The sequence below is a fragment of the Pseudomonas sp. MWU12-2345 genome (assembly GCF_023242385.1).
GTDB lineage: Bacteria > Pseudomonadota > Gammaproteobacteria > Pseudomonadales > Pseudomonadaceae > Aquipseudomonas > Aquipseudomonas gingeri_D.
Map to the genome: position 1 here is coordinate 79,168 of NZ_JALLJA010000024.1, position 20,687 is coordinate 99,854.

Sequence of the window (20,687 nt, forward strand, 5' to 3'; positions counted from 1 at the left end):
GCCGTGATGAATGCCAACGATGATCTGTCGGGCCAACCGTTGCCTGCCAACGACCGTACCCAGTTTATGCCGCGCCCCGGTGGTCGGGCGCCTGAGCCTGCCCGTGCCGAACCGGCGGCCCCGCTGTCGGTGCCGGCCGCGCCGCTGCCGATCGGCCAGTCCCAAGGCCTGAACCCCTTGGAGAGCGCCGCCGGCCCCTTGCTCGCCTTGCTCACGCGCCTGCGCAACACCATCGCCCATCCGGCGCCGGCCAGCCTGCGGGCGCAATTGCTGGCTTATCTGCGCCAGTTCGAAGAGCGTGCCGAAGGTGCCGGTATGGCCCGCAACGAGGTGCTGCTGGCGCGTTACGCGCTGTGCACCGCCCTCGACGAAGCGGTGCTGAGCACGCCTTGGGGCAGTGCCGGCGACTGGGGCAAGCAGAGTCTGCTGATCACCGTGCACAACGAAGCCTGGGGTGGCGAGAAGGTCTTCCAGTTGCTCGACCATTGCCTGCAAAGTCCGCGCGAACGCCTGTATCTGCTGGAGCTGTTGTACCTGTGCATCTGCCTGGGATTCGAAGGTCGCTACCGGGTGATGATCGACGGTCGCAGCCAGCTCGATGCCCTGCGCGAGCGCACCAGCGCGGCGATCCGCAGTGCCCGTTGCGAATATGAGCGCGAGCTGTCGCCGCACTGGCGCGGCCTGACGGTGGTGCGGGATCGCCTGAGCCAGTTCATGCCGCCCTGGGTCGGCATCGCCGTCGGCCTGGCGCTGTTGCTGGTCCTGCTGTTCGGCCTGCGCCTGAAACTGGCCGCCGACGCCGAGCCGGTGTTTCGCAATATCCATGCCCTGGGCGAGATCCCGGTACAGACCATCGACCGTCCGGTGATCCAGCCCAAGGTGGTGGAACGGCCACGCCTGGCCGGTTTCCTCGCCGATGACATCAAGGCCGGCAAGGTCGCCGTGGAAGACAAGGTCGACCGCTCGGTGGTGACCATTCGCGGCGACGAACTCTTCGCTTCGGCCAGCTCCAGCATTGTCGACGACTACCAGCCGCTGATGCTGCGCATCGCCGACGCCATTCGCAAAGTGAAAGGCCAGGTGCGGATCACCGGGCACAGCGACAACCGGCCCATCGCGACCCTACGCTTCCCGTCCAACTGGGCGCTGTCCCAGGCCCGGGCCGAGCAGGTGCTGCAGATCCTCGCGGCGAAGACCGGTCAACCGGAACGCTTCAGCGCCGAAGGGCGTAGCGACACCGAGCCGCTGGCCTCGAACGCCACGGCCGAGGGCCGGGCGAAGAATCGTCGGGTGGAAATCACAGTCTTGGCGGAGGGCGTCGAGTGAAGGCGTTTTTCAGTTTTGTCGTTCGCTGGGTGATTCCGCTGCTGGGGCTGATCGCCCTGAGCCTGATCATCTGGTTTGTCGGTCCGCTGCTGGAAGTGCTGGTGCCGGAAGGTCGGCGCTGGACGCTGATCATCCTGATCTTCGCGCTGTGGATCGCCTACCGCGTGTTCCGTCTGATCCAGGCCCGGCGCCAGGCCGCCAAGGTCATGCAGAGCCTGGCCGCGGAGACCCCGCCGGACCCCGCCAGTGTTGCCACCGCCGAAGAGCTGGCGACCCTGCGCCAGCGCATGGCCGAGGCCCTGGCGCTTCTCAAGAAAGCCAAGCTCGGCGGTGACGAACGTCGCAACCTCTACGAGCTGCCGTGGTACGTGATCATCGGCCCGCCGGGTTCGGGCAAGACCACCGCGCTGGTCAACTCCGGGCTGCATTTCCCCCTGGCCGCGCAGTTCGGCGCCGGGGCCATTCGCGGTGTCGGCGGTACGCGCAACTGCGACTGGTGGTTCACCGACGAAGCCGTGCTGCTGGACACCGCCGGCCGCTACACCACCCAGGATAGCCATGCCCAGGTGGACAAGGCGGCCTGGCTGGGTTTTCTCGGCCTGCTGAAAACCCAGCGTCCGCGGCGGCCCATCGACGGCGCCTTTATCGCCATCAGCCTGTCGGACCTGCTGCTCAGCACCGACGCCGAGCGCGCTGCCCATGCCACGGCGATCCGCGCCCGTATCCAGGAGTTGTACACCCAGCTCGGTGTACGTTTCCCGATCTACCTGATGCTGACCAAGCTCGACCTGGTGCCAGGGTTCATGGAGTTCTTCGATGCCCTGAGCAAGGAAGAGCGGGCCCAGGTCTGGGGCATGACCTTCGACCTGGACGACGGCAAGAACGCCGCCGGTCCGCTGGCGAGTTTTCAAAAAGAGTTTGCCGGGCTCGAGCAGCGCCTCAATGCGCGGCTGGTGGAGCGTCTGCAACAGGAACGCGACCCGGCGCGGCGCGACCTGATCTACGGTTTCCCGCAGCAGTTCGGCGCGTTGAAGACCTGTCTGCAGGATTTCCTCGACGGCGTGTTCAAGCCCAATGCCTATGAAGATCGCGCCTTGCTGCGCGGGGTGTACTTCACCAGCGGCACCCAGGAAGGCAGCCCCATCGACCGCCTGATCGGCGCCATGGCCCAGAGCATGAGCCTCGACCGCCAACAGCTGGCGCGCCAGAGCGGCAGCGGGCGCAGCTACTTTATCGAGAAGCTGTTCACCGCCGTGGCCTTCGCCGAGCGCGGGCTGGTGGGGGTCAACCCCAAGGTCGAACAGCGGCGCAAATGGTTGGCCCGTGGGGTGCTGGCGACCACGGTCGCTGTGGTGCTGGTGGTCGGTACGCTGTGGTGGGTGAGTTTCCGCGCCAACGAGGCCTATATCGCCCAGGTCGACCAGAAGGTCGCGCCCCTGGGCCAGAGCGTGCAGGAGCTCAGCCCGGCGCAACGCGACGTGCTGGCGGTGCTGCCGCTGCTCAATGCGGTCAAGCACCTGGCCGGCGATGCGCCAAACTGGGCCGAAGGCCTGGGCCTGTACCAGGGCGATATGCTCGAAGCCGAGTCCGCCAGCGTCTATCGCAAGTTGCTGATCGCGGTGTTCGCACCGCGCCTGCTGACCCGGGTCGAAGAACAACTGCACGGCGGCGGCAATTCGGACTTCCTCTACGAAGGCCTGAAAGCCTACCTGATGCTGGCCGACAACGAGCATTACGACCCGCAGTTCATCAAGGCCTGGATCGCCCTCGACTGGGACCGTAGTCTGCCACGGGATCTGCCGCCGGAGCAGCGCGTCGCTCTCGGTGAGCATCTGCAAGCCTTGTTCGAACGCCGTCCACCGAATGCCCGGCTGGACGAACGGCTGATCGACGACCTACGCCGCCAACTGCAACAACTGCCAGTGGCGCAACGGGTCTATGACCGGGTCAAACGCCAGAAGCTGCCGGAAGGTGTGCCGGATTTCCGTCTGAACGAGGCCGCCGGGCGGGATGCGGCGCTGGTGTTCAGTCGCAAGAGCGGCAAGCCCCTGGGCGATCCCCTGAGCGGCTTCTTCACTGCCAAGGGTTATCGCCAGGCCTTTCTGCTGACCAGCCTGAACCAGGCCAATACCGTTGCCGAAGAGCAATGGGTGCTGGGCCGCGACCCGGCCGAACAGCAGAATGTCGCCAGCCTCGCGGCGGATGTGCGGCGCCTGTATTTCCAGGACTATCTGCGCCAGTGGGATGCCTTGCTCGCCGATATCGACTTCGTGCCCATCACCAGCGTGGCCCAGGCCTCGGATGTGCTGCGGGTGATTTCCGGTCCGACCTCGCCGCTGAAAAAGCTGCTGGTGGCGGTGGCCAAGGAAACGGATCTGCAACAGGACGAGCGTCTGCTGGCGGCCCAGGGCAAGCCGGTCGCGGGCAATGTCGATCAACTCAAGCAGCGCCTCGGTTCCCTGCTCGGTCAGGAACAGGCGACGGGCAATGCTGCGCCGGTGGAGACGCAAGACCCGGTGAGTGCGCACTTCGCCGAACTCAATGCCCTGGTCAACAAGGGTGAAGGCGAGCCGGCGGCCATCGATGCCTTGCTGGCGGACCTGAATGCGCTCTACGTGCAGGTCAGCGCCATGTCCGGTGCCAGTGGCGATGCCCTGCTCGGTGAGGCGAAGAACCAGGCCTCGGCCGCCGCCACGCGGGTCAGCCTGAATGCCGAACGCCAGCCACCGCTGGTCCAGGGGCTGGTCAAGTCGGTGGTTACTTCCACCACCAACAGCATGATGGGCGGGGTGCGCAATCAACTGAACGCGGCCTGGACCAGCGAAGTGGTCAACGTCTACCGACAATCCCTCAGCGGCCGTTATCCGCTGACTCCCGGCAGTGCCCGGGATGCGACGTTGGAGGACTTCGGCCTGTTCTTCGGCGTTGGTGGGGTGATGGACAACTACTTCCGCAAGTATCTGCAGCCCTATGTCGACACCTCGGCAACCCCTTGGCGGTGGCAGCCGGGGGCAGCGCAGAAACTCGGGATTGCCCCTGGTGTGTTGCAGACCTTTCAACGCGCGGCAGCGATTCGCGATGCGTTTTTCCGCTCGGGCGGTACCCAGCCGACCGTACGTTTCGAACTCAAGCCAGTGGCGATGGATGCGTCCATCACCCAGTTCCAGCTTGAACTCGACGGCCAGCAGGTCGGTTATGACCATGGCCCGAGCCGGCCGGTGGCGATGCAATGGCCGAACCCTGGCAGCGTCGGCGTGGTGCGCCTGTCGATCACGCCGCCGTTGGCCAGCGGGCGCTCCGGGATCACCCTCGACGGGCCCTGGGCCTGGTTCCGCCTGCTGGAGCAATCGGACCTGGTGGCCGGCAACGCGCCGGATCGTTTCAACCTGCGCTTGCGGGTGGACGGCGCGAGCATCTCCTACGAGTTGCGCGCCAGCAGTGCCTTCAATCCCTTCAAGAGCCGCGTGCTCAATGGCTTCAGCCTGCCGGAGCGGTTATGACAACGGTGGGTTTCTACGGCAAGCTGGCCAGTCGCGGCGATTTTGTCAGTCGCGGTTTGCCGCAGAGCTTTATCCAGCCCTGGGATGCCTGGCTGGCCTCGGGCTTGCTCGCCAGCCAGCAGCAGCTCGGTGCTGACTGGCTGGGTGTGTACCTGGTCAGCCCGCTCTGGCGTTTTGTGCTGGCGCCGGGCGTCTGCGGGCCGGACGCGGTGGCCGGGGTGTTGATGCCGAGCATCGACCGGGTCGGCCGCTATTTTCCACTGACCGTGGCCGTGGCCCTCGATTCCGAGCACGCCCTGGCGGCGGTGGTCGGCGGCGCGGATGCCTGGTTCGAACGGGCCGAAGCCCTGTTGCTGGCGACACTGGAGGAAGACGCCGGTTTCGAGGCTTTCGACCAGGGTGTCCAGGACCTGGGTGGCCTGCCGTTCGCCAACAAGGCACCGAGCAGCGAGTTCGCCGGCCTGCAACGCTTTGCCGCGCTCGACGCAGCGAGCCGCGCCAGCGCCCTGGCCGAACAGGCCTGTGTCGGCAGCAGCCTCTGGTGGGGACGTGGTTCGCAGCGGATCGAGGCCGGCCTGATGCGCTGCGCGGGCCTGCCGGCGACCGCCGATTTCGGCAGTTTCCTTTTGGGCAGGGGGGCGTCGATCTAAATGGCACAGACACCTGCAATCACTTACCAGTCGGCCAGCTACAGTCATGTCGGCATGGTCCGCCAGATCAACGAAGACGCCTTCCTGGAGCTGCCCGGCGCCGGGCTCTGGGTAGTGGCCGACGGCATGGGCGGGCACGCGGCGGGGGACTACGTCAGCAGCCTGATCGTCGACACCCTGCGGCGCATCCCGCCCTCGGACGCCCTGGGGCTCTACACCTCGGCCTTGCGTTCGCGCCTGGCCGAGGTCAATGCCGCCGTGCGCGAGGAAACCGCCCACCGTGGCGTGGCGATGATGGGCAGCACCGTGGTGTTGTTGGCGGTACGTGGGGCCGAAGGCGTGTGCCTGTGGGCCGGCGACAGTCGCCTGTATCGCCTGCGTGACGGCCAGTTGGAGAGCATTTCCCGCGATCACAGCTATGTCCAGGACCTGCAGGACAGCGGCCTGCTCAGCGAGGCCGAGGCGCGGGTGCACCCACGAGCAAACATCGTCACCCGGGCGATTGGCGTGGAGGCGCAAGTGGAGTTGTCGATGGTGCCGTTCCAGGTACTGCCCGGCGACACCTACCTGCTGTGCAGCGACGGCTTGAACAAGACCGCCGAAGACGCCGAGATCCGCGACGTGCTGGCCCATGCCGACCCCTATGACGTGGTCCGCAGCCTGGTGCACCTGGGCCTGACCCGGGGCGCCCCCGACAACATCACGGCGATTGTCGTCAAAGCCACCTGAAGACCCCCGACACCATGGACATTCTGATTCCCGGATTCGATATAGGCGAGGAGATTGGCGAAGGCGCCATGGCAACCGTCTATCTGGCGACCCAACGGTCGCTGGAGCGCAAGGTGGCGCTGAAAGTGATGGCGGCCGCCCTGGCCGCCGACCCGACCTTCTGCGAGCGTTTCCTGCGCGAAGGTCGGACCCTGGCGCGGCTGTCGCATCCGAACACCGTGACCATCCACGATATCGGCAATGTCGGCGAGCTGTATTACATGGCCATGGAATACCTGCCCAACGGCACGCTCAAGGAGCGGATCGCGGCGGGGCTGAGCCCTGAGCAGGGTTTGGCATATGTCCGCCAGATCGCCTCGGCCCTGGGGTATGCCCATGCCCAGGGGCTGGTGCACCGCGATGTGAAGCCGGCCAACATCCTCTTTCGCGCCGACGGTACCGCGGTGCTCTCGGACTTCGGCATCGCCAAGTCGCTGGATGATCGGACCCAGTTCACCCAGGCCGGGTTTGCCGTGGGTACGCCGAGCTATATGAGCCCGGAACAGGCCCGGGGCCAGGACCTCGACGGGCGTTCCGACCTGTATGCGCTGGGGGTGGTGCTCTATGAAATCCTGGTCGGCAAGTTGCCCTATATCGGCACCGATGCACTGTCCACGGCCTTGGCGCACCTGACCGAGCCGCTGCCGGAGTTGCCGCTGCAGCATGGGCGCTACCAGGAAGTCCTGCGCCAGCTGTTGGCCAAGGACCCTGCGGCGCGTTTCGCGGATGCGGCGGCCCTGCTGCGGGCGCTGGATAACCTCCCGGCGGAAAATCTTGATGCCACTCTGGTCCAGCCGTTGGCGATTGTGCCGCCGACTCCGACTGCACCACCCGCCAGCGACCTGGGCGGACTGACACCGGTGTCGATCGAGATTCCCACTGCGCCCCCGACACCTGCGCCGCCACCAAGACCCGCGGCTACGCCGGTGCTCGACCGTTCCGCCGAGTCCGGACAACGGCGTGGCCCGGTGCTGACGCTGGTCGCCGTGGCGGTAGCCGCCGCCCTTGGTTTGGCGGGCGCCGGTTACTGGTGGTTGGGGCGTGACAGCCATTCCGCGACGCCAAGCACAGCGGCGCAGCCACCGGCAAAAACACCGTCGGTGCTGAATCCGCCACCGGCTTCGAACCCGCCGCCGACCCAGCCACCTGGCGTGACCCAAGCCGTGGCGGCGGATCTCGACGGCGGCCAGCGCCCCTTGTTGATGGCCGGCAAGAAGACCCTGTTCCAGCGGGTCCTGAGCAAGCCCGGGGCGAGTTTTGCCAGCGAGCCGGGGGCCAAGCCGGACAAGCCGCTGCCGGCGTTCTCGGTGCTCTATGTCTACCAGCGCAAGACTGTCGACGGCAGCGCCTGGCTGCGGGTCGGTGCCGCCACTGACGGTCGCAGCGAAGGCTGGTTGCCCCAGGATGCGGTCAGCGACTGGAAGCAGAGCCTGGTGCTGAAATTTACCGAGCGTTCCGGGCGTTCGCCGGTGATGTTCCTGCGCGACGCCGCCGATATCGACAAGCTGCTGGCCAATCCTTCGGCGGCGAAGAACCTGTTGCTCAACGCACAGAAAAATCCCCAGGATGACCAGCGCGTGCTGGCCCTGGAGCCGGCCGCCAGCGCGGTGCCGCAGAACCAGTTCTACCTGCTGCCGATTTTCGATTCCCGCGAAAGCCTGGATGAAAACGGCCAGCCGGTGCAGTTGCTCAATGTCGCCTCCATCGACCCCGGCAGCACGCCGAAAGCCGTCGGCAATGGCGCTGCCCCGGCAGTCGCCGCCGACACCTTTCGCACCGCCATCGTGCTGGTGGTGGACACCACGGAGTCGATGCAACCCTATATCGATCAGGTCCGCGACGTGGTCCACGAGCTGCAAAGCCAGATTGCCCAGCGTGGCGAGCTGGACAGCGTGAGCTTCGGCCTGATCGGCTTTCGCAACAATATTCAGAAGACCCCGGGCCTGCAGTACCTGACCAAGACCCTGGTGACCCTCGACCAGGGCCGCGACCCGGAGCGCTTCCTGGAGTTGGCGCGGGACGTGAAAGCGTCGACCATCTCCAGTCACTCGTTCAACGAGGACTCCTTTGCCGGGGTCATGCAGGCGGTCGATGGCATGGACTGGTCGGGCTACGGCGGCCGGCTGATCCTGCTGGTCACCGACGCCGGTTCGTTGCGCAAGAACGATCCCTACAGCAGCACCAAAATGAACGAAGCGGAGATCCGCCAGGCCGCGCTCGGCAAGCAGATCAAGATCTACGCGCTGCATCTGCGCAGCGATGCCGGGAAAAAGAACCATGCCTTCGCCGAGCAGCAGTACCGCACCCTGACCGCCGACGCCAACCCGCAGATCGGCGATTTGTATATCCCGGTCCAGGGCGGCGATGTGCACAAGCTGGGCGAGCGGGTCGGCGAGATCGGTTCGGTGTTCGCCAACCTGGTGCACCAGGTGCACAGCAACCAGACCCAGGCCGTGCCGCTGCTGGCCGCTTCGCCGAGCCTGGCGGACAAGACGGCGGCCATCGGTTATGCCATGCACATGGATTTCCTCGGCCACAAGGCCGCCAGCCAGGCACCGCAACTGGTCAGCGCCTGGACCGCCGACCGCGACCTGACCAATCCGGCGCTACCGGCGTTCCAGGTCTGCGTGATGCTGACCAAACTGCAACTCAACGAGCTGCAACAGTCGCTGAAACTGATCGTCGACGCGGCGCGCAAGACCCAGACCTCGCCCAAGGATTTCTTCCAGGAAATCGCCAGCGCCAGTGCTTACATGAGCCGCGATCCGCAGGCCCTGCGCAAGGGCGGCAACCTAGCCGACGGCGGCCTGCTCGGCGAGTACCTGGAAGGCCTGCCGTACCGCAGCAAGTCGCTGAACATGACCCAGGACCTGTGGCTGTCGCTGAGCGTGGCCGAACAGGAAGACTTTATCGACGAACTGGACTCGAAGATCCGTCTCTACGAAACCTTCCACAACGATGTGGCCAACTGGGTCCGGTTCGGCGATGCCGAGCCGGGTGATGCGCTGTACCGCGTACCGTTGTCGACGTTGCCGTGATGATCAGTCTGCGAGAAGTGCGCAAGACGCGGGGCGAAGGCGCCCAGCGTTACAGCCTGGAGGTGCCGCGCCTGAGCCTGGCGCCCGGCGCGCAGTGGGCGGTGGTCGGGCCCAGCGGTTGCGGCAAGAGCACCTTGCTCGACCTGCTGGCGCTGGTGTTGGCGCCGGACCGGGCGGGGTTGTTTGCCTTCGACGATTCGGCGGGTGCGCAGGATATTGCCGCGCTCTGGCGTCAGGGCCAGCACGATCGCCTGGCGGACCTGCGCAGCCGAAAGCTCGGCTATGTGCTGCAGACCGGCGGCCTGCTGGGGTTTCTCGATGTGCGCGGGAATATCGCCTTGTCGCGTCGGCTTCTGGGGATGAAGGAGGATGGCAGCGTCCAGCGGCTCGCCGAGCAACTGGAAATCGCCGATCAACTGGACAAGAAGCCCCAGGCGCTTTCAGTCGGCCAGCGCCAGCGGGTCAGTTGTGCCCGGGCCTTGGCCCATGGCCCACGGCTGCTGTTGGCCGATGAGCCGACGGCAGCCCTCGATCCGCTGAATGCCGGACGGGTCATGCAGTTGTTGCTGAACCAGGCTCGGGAGCAGGGCGCCTGTTGCGTTATCGCGACCCATGACGAAGCCCTGGTGCGCGACCTTGGCGTGCCGGTATTGCGGATTGCCTGCCAGCGCGATGGCGACGGTGGTGTGACGGCGATCCTGGAGCAGACGCCATGACCCGCGCCGCCCTGATCGCCGGCCTGGCCTGGCAGGACTATCGCACCGACTGGCGGCTGTCGGCCTGTGCGGTGCTGGCCCTGGTGGCGGTGATCGCGCCGTTGCTGGTGCTGTTCGGTCTCAAGTTCGGCCTGGTCAGCAGCCTCACCGAACGCCTGGAGCGCGACCCGACGGTGCGCGAGATCATTCCCCTCGGCGGCGGGCGTTTCAGTGCGGCGTTTATCGCCGGGCTGGGGCAGCGTGAAGACGTCGCCTTTGCCTTGCCGCGAACCCGGCAGATCGCCGCGACCGCCGATCTTTCGACCAGCGGCCAGGGGCCGGTGGTCAATGTGGAAATGCTGCCCACCGCCGAGGGCGATCCCTTGCTCGGCGCCTTGCCCGCGCCGGTCGGCCTGGCGGCGATGCTGCTCAGCCAGACGGCGGCGGAGAAGCTCGGGGTGAAGGCCGGCGACTGGTTGCAGGTGTCTTTCGGCCGGCAGGTGGCCGGTCGCCTGGAAAGCCGCCACACGCAGATCCAGGTGCAGGCGGTGTTGCCGCTGGAGGCCTTCGAGCGTGATGCGTTGTTCGCCCCGCTGGGTCTGCTGGAGGCCGCCGAGGACTATCGCGACGGCCTTGGCGTGCCGGTGCTTGGCTGGGCCGGCGAGCCGGCGGGCACCGCCGCGCAGCGGGTCTATCCGGGGTTTCGCCTGTATGCCCGCGGGCTGACCGATGTCGAGCCGCTGCGGCGTTATTTCGCCGAGCGCAACCTGCTGGTCTCGACCCAGGCCCAGACCATCGCCCAGGTGCAATCCCTGAGCCGCAACCTCGGCATCGTGTTCTGGGTCATCGCTGCATTGGCCCTGGCCGGCGCGTTCGCGGCGCTCTTCGCCGGCGCCCTGGCGGCGGTCGAGCGCAAGCGCCGCGAGCTGTCGGTGTTGCGTCTGCTCGGGCTCGGCACCCGCGCACTGCTGCTGTTCGTGGTGCTGCAAGCGCTGTACAGCGGCCTGTTTGCGGTACTGCTCAGTGACGTGCTCTACGGCGTGGCGGAGTGGGGCCTGAACCTTTTGTTCGTACAGGCGGCCGGCGAGTACGCCAGCCGCCTGTTGTTGCCGCACTACCTGCTGGCACTTTTCAGCGTGTTGGCGGTCTGTGCTCTGGCTGCCGCCCTGGGGGGCTGGCGCGTGGCGCGGATAGAAGCTTCGGAAGGAATCAGAGATGTATAAGTTGCGCGGCGCGGCCCTGGCGGTTCTCATCGCTTCCCTGTGCCTGGGGTCCTGGGCGTGGGCCGATGAGGACAGCGAAAAACTCGACAACCCCAAGCCCCTGGCCGATGACATCAGCCTGCCGCTGCCCTGCGAGGGCGAGATGGTGTTTCGCGCGGTCTATGTATTGGCGCGCGGCACCCTCGATGACCGCGAGATCAGCCTCGGCTATCCCTTCAGCGAGGATGAACCGGGCTACAAGCAGTCGTTTATTTCCGGCTATCGCCGCGACTTTATCAACGGTCAGTTCACCCTCAAGGACCTGCCCGGCGCCTGGCAGAAATCCATTGCCCCGACCCTGCCGAAGACCGACGCCGACTCGCCGCTCAAGCCGATGTTCTATTTCATCGGCAAGTACCCGGTCACGGCGCGCCAGTACGCCCTGGTGATGGCCCAGGCACAAGCCCTGGCCAGCGGCGAGCCGGCACCGGCCTGCGATGCGCCGAGCGGCGTGGCCGGGCGCCTGCCCAAGGTCAAGGTCTCGCGTTTTGACGCCGAGCGTTTCTCGGCGGTCTACAGCGCCTGGTTGATGAAGTATCACCGCGACCTGCTGCCGGTCAGCGGCCGTGGCTCGTCGGCTGACGACGGTGGCCTGGGCTTTGTCCGCCTGCCCACCGAAGTCGAGTGGGAGTTCGCTGCCCGTGGCGCCCAGGCGGTCAGTCGCCAGGACCTGGAAGGCCGCCTGTTTCCACGGCGGGCGCCGGGGAGCGACAGCGACGGGCCGCTGTCCGACTACGCGGTGTTCAACCAGGTGGCCGGCGGCACCGGCCAGGCGGCGCGGCTGATGCCGATCGGCACCAAGCTGCCCAATCCCATCGGTATGTTCGACGTGATCGGCAACGCCGCGCAGATGGTCCAGGAATCCTTCCAGCTGGTGCATGCCGGACGCCGCCAGGGCACCTACGGCGGTTTTGTGGTCAAGGGCGGTAACTACCTGGAAGGCGAGGGCACGTTGTTTACCGGCATGCGCCGCGAGTACCCGCTGTTCGCCGCCGACGGCACCGAGCAGAGCAACGAGACCACCGGTTTCCGCGTGGCCGTCGGCGCGCTCTCGGCCCCGCGCTCGCGCTACAAGGAGCTGTTCAGCCAATGGCAGCAGGAAGGCCGGCTGGCGTCCCTGACCGACGCCATCGACGACGCCCAGGACCCGACCAAACGCCTGGACGGGATCATTTCCGCCAGCACCGACCCGAAGCTGCAAGCCGAGCTGGGGCTGGTCAACGAAGAACTCAAGCGCAACGTCTCGTTGATCGCCCGCCAGCGTGAAGAGGCGGCCGGCAACCTGATCCAGTCGGCGGCCCTGGTGGCCGAGACGGTCAATAACTACAACATTCGCCTGACCAACCTGAAGAAGAGCCGCCAGCAGGCCGTCGATGCCAAGGACGAGGCCGCCGCCAAGCTGTTCGCCGGGGCCATCGAGAACGGCACCAGCGCCCTGGACGGCGCGGTGGCGATCTATATCGACAACCTGGCAACGGCCACGCGCTACACCGATGCGGTGATCCAGGCGCAGTTCCAGCGGGTCAAGGAAGAACTCAATCGCAAACCCGTGCTCGGCCATAGCCTGGTCGCACGGGCCACCTTGTTCGTTCGTCATGTCGGGGATTACCGCAAGCAACAGCGGGCCGATCCGGCGGCGATCTTGAAAGCGTTACTCGCATCGACCGCCCAGCAGCCATGAGCGGTCGGTATCCGGCGAGTGTAGAGGGGACTCGGACGGCAGGGTGCCGTACCGGGCAAGTCAAAACCAAAAAAGGGAAATAAACATGATCTTCTCCAGCAAACCCCTTGTTTCGACCTCCAAGTGCCGTGCCGCGCTGTGGGTTGCCGCCGGATTCAGCACCGTGCTGATGGGCGGTTGCGCCACTTCACCGACCTCGAAAGTCGGCGCGACCACCAAGGTCGAGTTCTACCCGACCTGCTACGAGCCGGTGCAGCACCTGCGTGCGACTGACTCGGACATGACCAAGTCGATCGCCACCGGCGCGGTGATCGGTGCGTTGGGCGGTGCCGCTCTCGGCGCGCTGACCGGCGACGACTCGGCCAAGCGTGGCCGCAATGCCGCCATCGGCGCGGCCGGCGGTGCCCTCGCGGGTGGCGCGGCGGGTTACTACACCGAGAAGCAGAAGCAGATCACCGATGACAACCAGCGCATCGGCTCCTATGCCCAGGACATCAACAAAAGTGCCGCCGACATGGACCGCAACACGGCCTATGCCAAGGCGTCGCAGAGCTGCTACCAGCGTGAGTTCGCCAACCTGGTGTCGGCACGCAAGGCCAAGACCGTCGGCGACGCCGAAGGTCGCAAGCGCCTGGCGGAAATCGTTTCGGGCCTGAAAGAGTCCAATGACCTGATCGTCGCCGTGAACGGGCGTTCGGCCGAAGACCTGAACAACTACACCCAGGCCTATGAGCAGGATCTGCGTCAGGTCGGCGTGCAGCGTACCGACGTGGTCACCGTGGCGACCGCCGACAGCAACCCGGTCGTGCCGACCACCACCAAGGGCAAGAAGGTGAAAGTGGCGAAGAAGGCGGCGCTGCCGGTCGTGCCTAAGGAAGCAGTGGCCACCGAGAAGACCCTCCAGGACGCCAACGCCAAGAAAGCTGTCAGCCAGGACGTGGCCACCAGCGGTCAGTCCCAGGTCAACAGCATGTGCAAGAACCCGGACCTGGGCGACTGGGCACCGGTGCCTTGCCCGAACGCCTAAGCGACGGATCGTCTGACAATTTGTCGGTATAAGCGTTAAACGCCTGCCGATCTCCCGGGTAAAACGGGAGATCGGTGGCGTTCTTCAGGTAAAGCGCTACACTGCGCCGGCCGTTAATCTTTTCTGCCGAGGCTGTGTGCATGAAATTTCGTTTTCTTCTCTGGGCACTGGGTCTGTTGATGGCCCGGGCCAGCCGTAAAAACCCCGCCTTCCAGCAGCAACTGGCCGACAAGGCCCTGGTGTTCCAGCTGCAGACGCTCGACGGCAAGGTTGCCCGTCACTTTATCGTCAAGGATCAGCGCATCAGCAGCCGCTCCGGGACTTATCCGGAGCCTGCGTTTGCGATTGCCTTCAAGGATGCCGCCTATGGCTTCGCCACGCTGCAGGCGAAGAACAAGCAACTGGCGTTCATGACGGGGATTCAGGACAAGTCGATCCAGATCAAGGGCAATCCGGCACTGGTGATGTGGTTCCAGGGCTTGATGAAGTACCTCAAGCCGCGGAAGAAGAAGGCCTGAGTCGGCTCTGATTTTCACCACATGGCTGGAAATCGGCGCCGAATTGTAGGGGTAGGGCTTGTCGGGACGCTACACCGCCGCGAAGCTTTTGGCGGCCTCAAGGGCCTCTTCGCTGGCAAGCCAGGCTCCTACAGTTCCGTGTCGTTCGCACAATTTGTGATCGGCGCTGAACCTGTAGGAGCAAGCTTGCTCGCGATAGCGGTGTTCCAGACTCCGCTTTATCCCTGGCTGAACTGCGAAGCCAGTTCGCGCAACAGCACTTCGGCTTCCAGCACCTTGTTCACCACATCGTCGGCCTTGTCGCGGGACAGCCCCAGGCGTTCTAGCAAGGCATCCGGAATCTCTTCATCCGGGCCCGAGCCGATATTGCGGCTGCGCAACAGGCGCACCGCCAGGCACACCAGGTTCGGATAGGCGGCATAGTCGCCGTCGTAGCTCGGATCGTGCTGGAAGCGCAGCGCGGTGGACAGCTCCTCCGGCATATCCCAGTAGCGCATCAGCCAGGCACCGATCTGCTCGCGGCTGATACCCAGCAAATGCTGCTCGATATAGCTGTGGCACAGGTGCGGGTTGACCTCCAGGTGCCGGCAGATCAGCGAGAAATGCGGCGGGAAGACGTGGGCCAGCAGCAGGTAGCCGAAGTTGTGCAGCAAGCCGGCCAGGTAGGTCAGGCCTGCTTCCGGGCGCTGGGCGCGGGGCATGGCGCGGGTCAGGCCTTCGATCACCGCGGCGGTGTAGATCGATTGCTGCCAGTAAGGCGTGCTGTGTTGCGGGTGGTCCTTGGGCAGGCTCAGGGTCTTGCCCAGGGCCAGGCCCAGCGCCAGGTTGATCACCAGATCGAAACCGAGCACACGGACAATCGCATCTTCCACCGAGCGGATCTTGCCCGGCGAGGCGTAGTAGGGCGAAGCCGCCCAACTCACGACCTGGGCCGCCAGCGACGGGTCGGTTTCGACCACGCCGGTGATGTCGTCGATGGTCGCGTCGGGGTCGACCCGCAGCTTGATGATCTTTTGTGCGGTTTCCGCCAGGGGCGGAATCTCGATGGTCGCTTCCAGGCGCTGCTGGATCCGCCGCGCGGTGAAGGCTTGCACGGCCTGGGTGATTTCCTCGCGGTCATCATGAGGGCGGTCGAGGTTGGGACGGATACTGGATACGGCTTCGCCGAAACTGGCGGCGCTGGCCTTGCTCAGCATGCCCTTGAAGTCGTCGCTGGAAATTTCCAGCAGCAGGCCGGCTTCACCGGAGTCGATCAGCAGGCTCGGTACACGCAGCAGTTGCTCTTCGTACAGGCACGGCGAACTGGTCAGCCCGGGCAAGCCCGGCAGCAGGTGCAGGCTGTGTTTGCCGAGCATGCGTTCCATGCGTTCGGTGGGCACCGCCGTCAGGCGCCGGCCGGTCAATTCGGTCAGGCGGTTGAGGTCGAGCAGTTGGTCCTGGGGAAACAGGACCATCAGTGCACCGACTGCATCGTCGAGCAGCACGGCCTGGACTTTGCGCGCGGCCGGCAGACCAGGGTGGTCCAGGACTTCGCTATAGCGGATGGCGAGCTTGTCGAGCAGCAGCCGGACCACAGACGGGGTGTGCGGGGTTGCATCGATGAGGGCAACTTCTGTCATGGTCTGTATCCGGGTTCCTACAATTTTCCCAGTATAACCAGCTTGGCCGTCCTAATGGTCTATAAACTGTGAGGTCTATCACACTTGGCCGTATTGCTGGCCATGGCGCAGCCAGCGGTCGAGCAGCGGGCTGACATGCTGCGGCCAGCGTGCCATCAGGGCTTGCGCGGCATCGCGGACCGCCGGCAACAGATCGGCGTCGCGCATCAGGTCGGCGACCTTGAATTGCAGGAGCCCGGTCTGGCGGGTACCGAGCATTTCCCCGGGGCCGCGCAGCTCCAGATCCTTCTCGGCGATGATGAAGCCGTCGTTGGTCTCGCGCATGATGCCCAGGCGTTGGCGACCGATCTGTGACAGTGGCGGATGGTAGAGCAGCACGCAGTGGCTGGCGGCGCTGCCCCGGCCGACCCGGCCACGCAGCTGGTGCAGTTGCGCCAGGCCCAGGCGCTCGGGGTTCTCGATGATCATCAAGCTGGCATTGGGCACGTCGACGCCGACTTCGATCACCGTGGTTGCCACCAGCAGTTGCAGGGCGCCGGCCTTGAATTCAGCCATCACCGCCGCCTTTTCCGCCGGTTTCATACGTCCGTGGATCAAGCCGACGCGCAGTTCGCCGAGGGCTGCGGTGAGCTCTTCGAAGGTGGTTTCGGCGGCCTGGCAGGTGAGTTCCTCGGATTCCTCGATCAGTGTGCAGACCCAATAAGCCTGGCGGCCTTCGGCACAGGCGGCACGCACCCGTTCCACCACTTCGAAGCGCCGGCTGTCGGTCACCAGTACGGTGTTCACCGGCGTGCGGCCTGGCGGCAGTTCGTCGAGGATCGAGGTGTCGAGGTCGGCATAGGCGCTCATGGCCAAGGTCCGCGGGATCGGCGTGGCGGTCATGATCAACTGGTGCGGGCACATCCGTCCGCCGACGCCTTTCTGGCGCAGGGCCAGGCGTTGCTGGACGCCGAAGCGGTGCTGTTCGTCGATGATCACCAGGGCCAGGTTCTTGAACTGCACTTCGTCCTGGAACAGCGCGTGGGTGCCGACCACCATCGGCGTGCCGCCGGCGATCTGCTCCAGGGCGGCGACCCGGGCCTTGCCCTTGAGCTTGCCGGCCAGCCAGGCGGTTTCGATGCCCAGCGGTGCCAGCCAGCGCTGGAAGTTGATGAAGTGTTGTTCGGCCAGGATCTCGGTCGGTGCCATCAATGCCACCTGGTAGCCGGCTTCCAGGGCCTGCAGGGCGGCGAGGGCGGCGACCACGGTCTTGCCGGCGCCGACGTCGCCCTGGATCAGCCGCAGCATCGGCTCCGGCTGGCTGAGGTCATAGGCCACTTCGTTGCCGACCCGTTGCTGGGCGCCGGTCGGTGGGAAGCCGAGGTTGGCGAGGAACTGCCCGGGCAGCCGTTGCGCTTTCGGCAGGGCCGGTGCGCGCAGGGCCTTCAGGCTTTCGCGCAGGCGTTGCTGGGACAGCTGATGCGTCAGCAGTTCCTCGAAGGCCAGGCGGTGTTGGGCCCAGTGATGACCGAGGGCGAGTTCGTCGACATCGGCATCGGCGGGTGGTTGGTGCAGATAGCGGATGGCTTCGTCCAGCGGTGCCAACTGGTAGTCGCGGGCCAGTTCCTGGGGCAGCCAGTCCGGCAGGCTGCGCGGGCCGAGCATCGCCAGGCTTTGCTGGCAGAGTTGGCGCAGGCGTTGCTGGGTCAGGCCCTCGGTCAGCGGGTAGATCGGCGTCAGGGTGGTGTCCACCGGCGGCGGTTCGTCACCGCTGATGGCGCGGTATTCCGGGTGGTAGATTTCCAGGCCGGAGGCGCCGGGGCGGGCTTCGCCGTAGCAGCGGACATGGGTGCCGCGCTTGAGGCCATCCTTTTGCGCGGTGCTGAAATGGTAGAAGCGCAGGCTCAGGCTACCGGTGCCGTCGTTGAGGCGCACCAACAGGCTGCGGCGCTTGCCCATGACCACATCGGCGCCGCTGACCACGCCTTCGATCACCGCGTCCTGGCCCGGACGCAGGGCGCCGATGGGCACCACGCGGGTGCGGTCCTGGTAGCGCAGGGGCAAGTGGAAGAGCACGTCCTGGAGATTCTCCAGGCCGACCTTGGCCAGCTTTTCGGCCATGGCCTCGCCGACACCCTTGAGTGCCGTGACCGACACTTGCGACAGTTCAGCCACGTCGATCAGCTCGCTGCGGGAGGCTTGGCCACCGAGCACAGGCGGATCGAGTCGGCGAGGATTTCAATCGCCTTGGGCCGCGGGAAGCTGGCGCGCCAGGCGATGGCCACGGTGCGGAACGGCACCGGCGGCGTCAGCGGACGCACTTCGATCACGCCGGGAGCGTAGTGATGGCTGTCCACGGCCGACAGCGGCAGAACCGAAATGCCCAGGCCGGAAGCGACCATATGGCGGATGGTTTCCAGCGAGCTGGACTCGACCGTGGTGTGCCGGGCCGCGTCGCCGCCCTTGGCCAGGGTCGGGCAGGCTTCGAGGACCTGGTCGCGGAAGCAGTGGCCTTCGCCCAGCAGCAACAGGCTCTTGTCGTTGAGCAGGGCGCTGTCGATGGTTTCCTTCTTGGTCCAGGGGTGCGAGGCCGGCATCAGGACGTAGAACGGTTCGTCGTAGAGCGGCAGGGTCAGCACATCGGCTTCATTGAACGGCAGGGCGATGATCACCGCGTCCAGTTCGCCGTTGCGCAGCTTGTCGCGCAGCACGTGGGTGAAGTTTTCTTCGATATACAACGGCATCTGCGGGGCGACCCGGTGCAGTTGCGGGATCAGGTGCGGGAACAGGTAGGGACCGACGGTGTAGATCGCGCCGACTTTCAGCGGTGCGGTCAACTGGTTCTTCCCGGCCTGGGCCAGCTCGCGGATGCCCTGGGCCTGCTCGAGGACCTTCTGCGCCTGGGCAACGATGGTTTCGCCGACGGGGGTCAGGCGCACGGCGCTCTTGCTGCGCTCGAAAATCAGCACACCGAGTTCGTCCTCGAGCTTTTTCACGCCGACCGACAGGGTCGGCTGGCTGACATGACAACGCTCGGCCGCGTGGCCGAAGTGTTGTTCCTGGGCGAGAGTGACGATATAGCGTAGTTCTGTAAGAGTCATAGCGAGCGTCCATGAGGTTGCCGGGCCAAGCATAACGGCTGCAATCGATAGACGCACGTTATCAGACGCAGGAAGAACGACGATTGTCGTTCAGGGCGGTTTTAGTGGGTTTTTGTTCGGGCGGTAGGACGTGAACTTGTGTGCGGGCGTAGCGGAGATTTTGTGGGAGCGAAGCTTTTGGCGACCTTTTGGCGACCTTGAGGGCCTCTTCGCGGGCAAGCCAGGCTCCTACAGTTCTGGGTCGTTCGCACAATTTGTGATCGGCGCCGGACTTGTAGGAGCAGGGCTTGCCCGCGAAGCTTTTGGCGGCCTCAAGGGCCTCTTCGCTGGCAAGCTCCTGCGGTGTCTAGCGGTTGCGCTTGTCGATGGAGTAGACGAACGGCGCGACGATCTCGATGCTGCCGTTGGTCAGCATATCGGCCGGCGGCTTGGGCAGCGGTTGGGCGCGACGGATCATTTCCAGGGTGGCCCGGTCCAGATCGGCGTTGCCGGAACGACCCACCAGTTCATACGAGAGCACCTTGCCTTCGGCATCGACCACGAAGCGCAGGCGGTTCAGACCTTCCTTGCCCCGTGACTGTGCAGCCGGCGGGTACTTCTTGTACTTGCTCAGGTGAGCCAGCAAGGTGCCTTCCCAACTGGCTTTCGCCGCGATCTGCTGGGGCGAAGGGCCCGGCGCCGGTGCCGCGGATTTCTCCGCTGGCGTGTTGGTCGGCGGCGTATCGGAAGGTTTCTCTTCCGTCGGCTTTTCCTTCACCGGCTCCGGCTTCGCCTGGGGCTTGGGCGGCTGCGGCTTGGGTTTCGGCTTGACCGGCTTGGGCACCGAGATCGTCGGCTTCGGCGCTTCGGCCAGCTTGGGCAACGGCAGCTCCTCCACCGGCGCGGGGGGCTGTGGTGGCGTGATGACCTTGGGCGGTGCCGGTGGCGGTGGAGCCGGGGGCAGTGGCGCCAGTTCGACCATCATCGCCTGGGGCGGCAGCTCGATGGGCTTGGACACCGACCAGTTGAGGGTGGCGATGATCGCCGCCGCATGAATGCCCAGCACCAGGCCCAGGCTGGCGCCATAACGCGTCAGCTTTTGGCGCGTATTGATCATTTCTTGGCTGCCGTCTCGAGTCCGACCAGGCCGACCTTCAGGTAACCGGCGGCGCGCAGGGCATCCATCACGCGCATCAGGTCGCCATAGTCCACGCCTTTATCGGCCTGGAAGAAAATGGTCGTGTCCTTCTTGCCGTGGGTCCGGGCGTCGAGGGTCGGGCCCAGGGCCTCGACCTTGACTTCGTCTTCACCGAGGAACAGGCGCTGGTCGGACTTGACGCTGAGGAACACCGGCTTTTCCGGTCGCGGTGCCGGTTTGGCGGTGGACGCGGGCAGGTCGACCTTGATATCCACGGTGGCCAGGGGGGCGGCCACCATAAAGATGATCAGCAGTACCAGCATCACGTCGATAAACGGCGTGACGTTGATTTCGTGGTTTTCGGCGAGATCGTCGCCGCCTTCGTTCAAATGCAGGCCCATGGCTG

15 protein-coding genes are annotated in these 20,687 nt (G+C 65.6%); 10 read left to right on the top strand and 5 right to left on the bottom strand.

What is annotated here, in order from left to right:
* Nucleotides 1–6 precede the first annotated feature (6 nt).
* The 10 genes from M5C71_RS30650 (at nt 7) to M5C71_RS30695 (ending at nt 14,465) form a co-directional block, all read left to right on the top strand.
* Complete coding sequence (locus tag M5C71_RS30650; protein WP_248769485.1) at nt 7–1,326, top strand: DotU family type VI secretion system protein; 1,320 nt, start codon at nt 7–9, stop codon at nt 1,324–1,326.
* Nucleotides 1,323–4,826, top strand: coding sequence for a type VI secretion system membrane subunit TssM (gene tssM / locus M5C71_RS30655; protein ID WP_248769486.1), 3,504 nt, complete (start codon nt 1,323–1,325; stop codon nt 4,824–4,826). Before M5C71_RS30650 ends, tssM begins: the two co-directional genes overlap by 4 nt.
* Complete coding sequence (gene tagF / locus M5C71_RS30660) at nt 4,823–5,476, top strand: type VI secretion system-associated protein TagF (protein WP_152736659.1); 654 nt, start codon at nt 4,823–4,825, stop codon at nt 5,474–5,476. The genes tssM and tagF overlap by 4 nt, the downstream gene beginning before the upstream one ends.
* Nucleotides 5,477–6,205 (top strand): protein phosphatase 2C domain-containing protein, encoded by a 729-nt coding sequence (locus M5C71_RS30665; RefSeq protein WP_103495512.1) that lies wholly within the window; start codon nt 5,477–5,479, stop codon nt 6,203–6,205.
* A gap of 14 nt (nt 6,206–6,219) precedes the next feature.
* The gene (locus M5C71_RS30670; protein WP_248769487.1) at nt 6,220–9,282 is read left to right on the top strand and encodes a serine/threonine-protein kinase; all 3,063 of its coding nucleotides are present in this window, start codon (nt 6,220–6,222) and stop codon (nt 9,280–9,282) included.
* The gene (locus M5C71_RS30675; protein ID WP_103495510.1) at nt 9,282–9,998 is read left to right on the top strand and encodes an ABC transporter ATP-binding protein; all 717 of its coding nucleotides are present in this window, start codon (nt 9,282–9,284) and stop codon (nt 9,996–9,998) included. Before M5C71_RS30670 ends, M5C71_RS30675 begins: the two co-directional genes overlap by 1 nt.
* Nucleotides 9,995–11,200: an ABC transporter permease gene (locus M5C71_RS30680; protein WP_152736661.1), complete on the top strand. Its 1,206-nt coding sequence runs from the start codon at nt 9,995–9,997 to the stop codon at nt 11,198–11,200. The genes M5C71_RS30675 and M5C71_RS30680 overlap by 4 nt, the downstream gene beginning before the upstream one ends.
* Entirely contained in the window at nt 11,193–12,920 is a 1,728-nt protein-coding gene (locus M5C71_RS30685) for an SUMF1/EgtB/PvdO family nonheme iron enzyme (protein ID WP_248769488.1), read from the top strand. Before M5C71_RS30680 ends, M5C71_RS30685 begins: the two co-directional genes overlap by 8 nt.
* Nucleotides 12,921–13,005: 85 nt before the next feature.
* Nucleotides 13,006–13,947, top strand: coding sequence for a type VI secretion system-associated lipoprotein TagQ (tagQ, locus tag M5C71_RS30690; protein WP_103495507.1), 942 nt, complete (start codon nt 13,006–13,008; stop codon nt 13,945–13,947).
* A gap of 140 nt (nt 13,948–14,087) precedes the next feature.
* A complete protein-coding gene (locus M5C71_RS30695) occupies nt 14,088–14,465 on the top strand; it encodes an SCP2 sterol-binding domain-containing protein (RefSeq protein ID WP_103495506.1) in 378 nt (125 codons plus the stop codon).
* Nucleotides 14,466–14,683: 218 nt separating this feature from the next.
* Here M5C71_RS30695 and M5C71_RS30700 read toward each other — a convergent pair whose 3' ends face one another.
* From M5C71_RS30700 to exbD, 5 genes are all read right to left on the bottom strand, one after another.
* Nucleotides 14,684–16,084, bottom strand: a complete 1,401-nt coding sequence (locus tag M5C71_RS30700) for an aminoacyl-tRNA deacylase and HDOD domain-containing protein (protein ID WP_103499763.1) — start codon at nt 16,082–16,084, stop codon at nt 14,684–14,686.
* A gap of 78 nt (nt 16,085–16,162) precedes the next feature.
* Entirely contained in the window at nt 16,163–18,238 is a 2,076-nt protein-coding gene (gene recG / locus M5C71_RS30705) for an ATP-dependent DNA helicase RecG (protein ID WP_103499765.1), read from the bottom strand.
* 5 nt (nt 18,239–18,243) lie between these two features.
* Nucleotides 18,244–19,164, bottom strand: coding sequence for a hydrogen peroxide-inducible genes activator (locus M5C71_RS30710; protein WP_103499764.1), 921 nt, complete (start codon nt 19,162–19,164; stop codon nt 18,244–18,246).
* Between the two features lie 346 nt (nt 19,165–19,510).
* The gene (locus M5C71_RS30715) at nt 19,511–20,260 is read right to left on the bottom strand and encodes an energy transducer TonB (protein ID WP_177100781.1); all 750 of its coding nucleotides are present in this window, start codon (nt 20,258–20,260) and stop codon (nt 19,511–19,513) included.
* A complete protein-coding gene (exbD, locus tag M5C71_RS30720; protein ID WP_248769489.1) occupies nt 20,257–20,682 on the bottom strand; it encodes a TonB system transport protein ExbD in 426 nt (141 codons plus the stop codon). The genes M5C71_RS30715 and exbD overlap by 4 nt, the downstream gene beginning before the upstream one ends.
* Between the last annotated feature and the right edge of the window lie 5 nt (nt 20,683–20,687).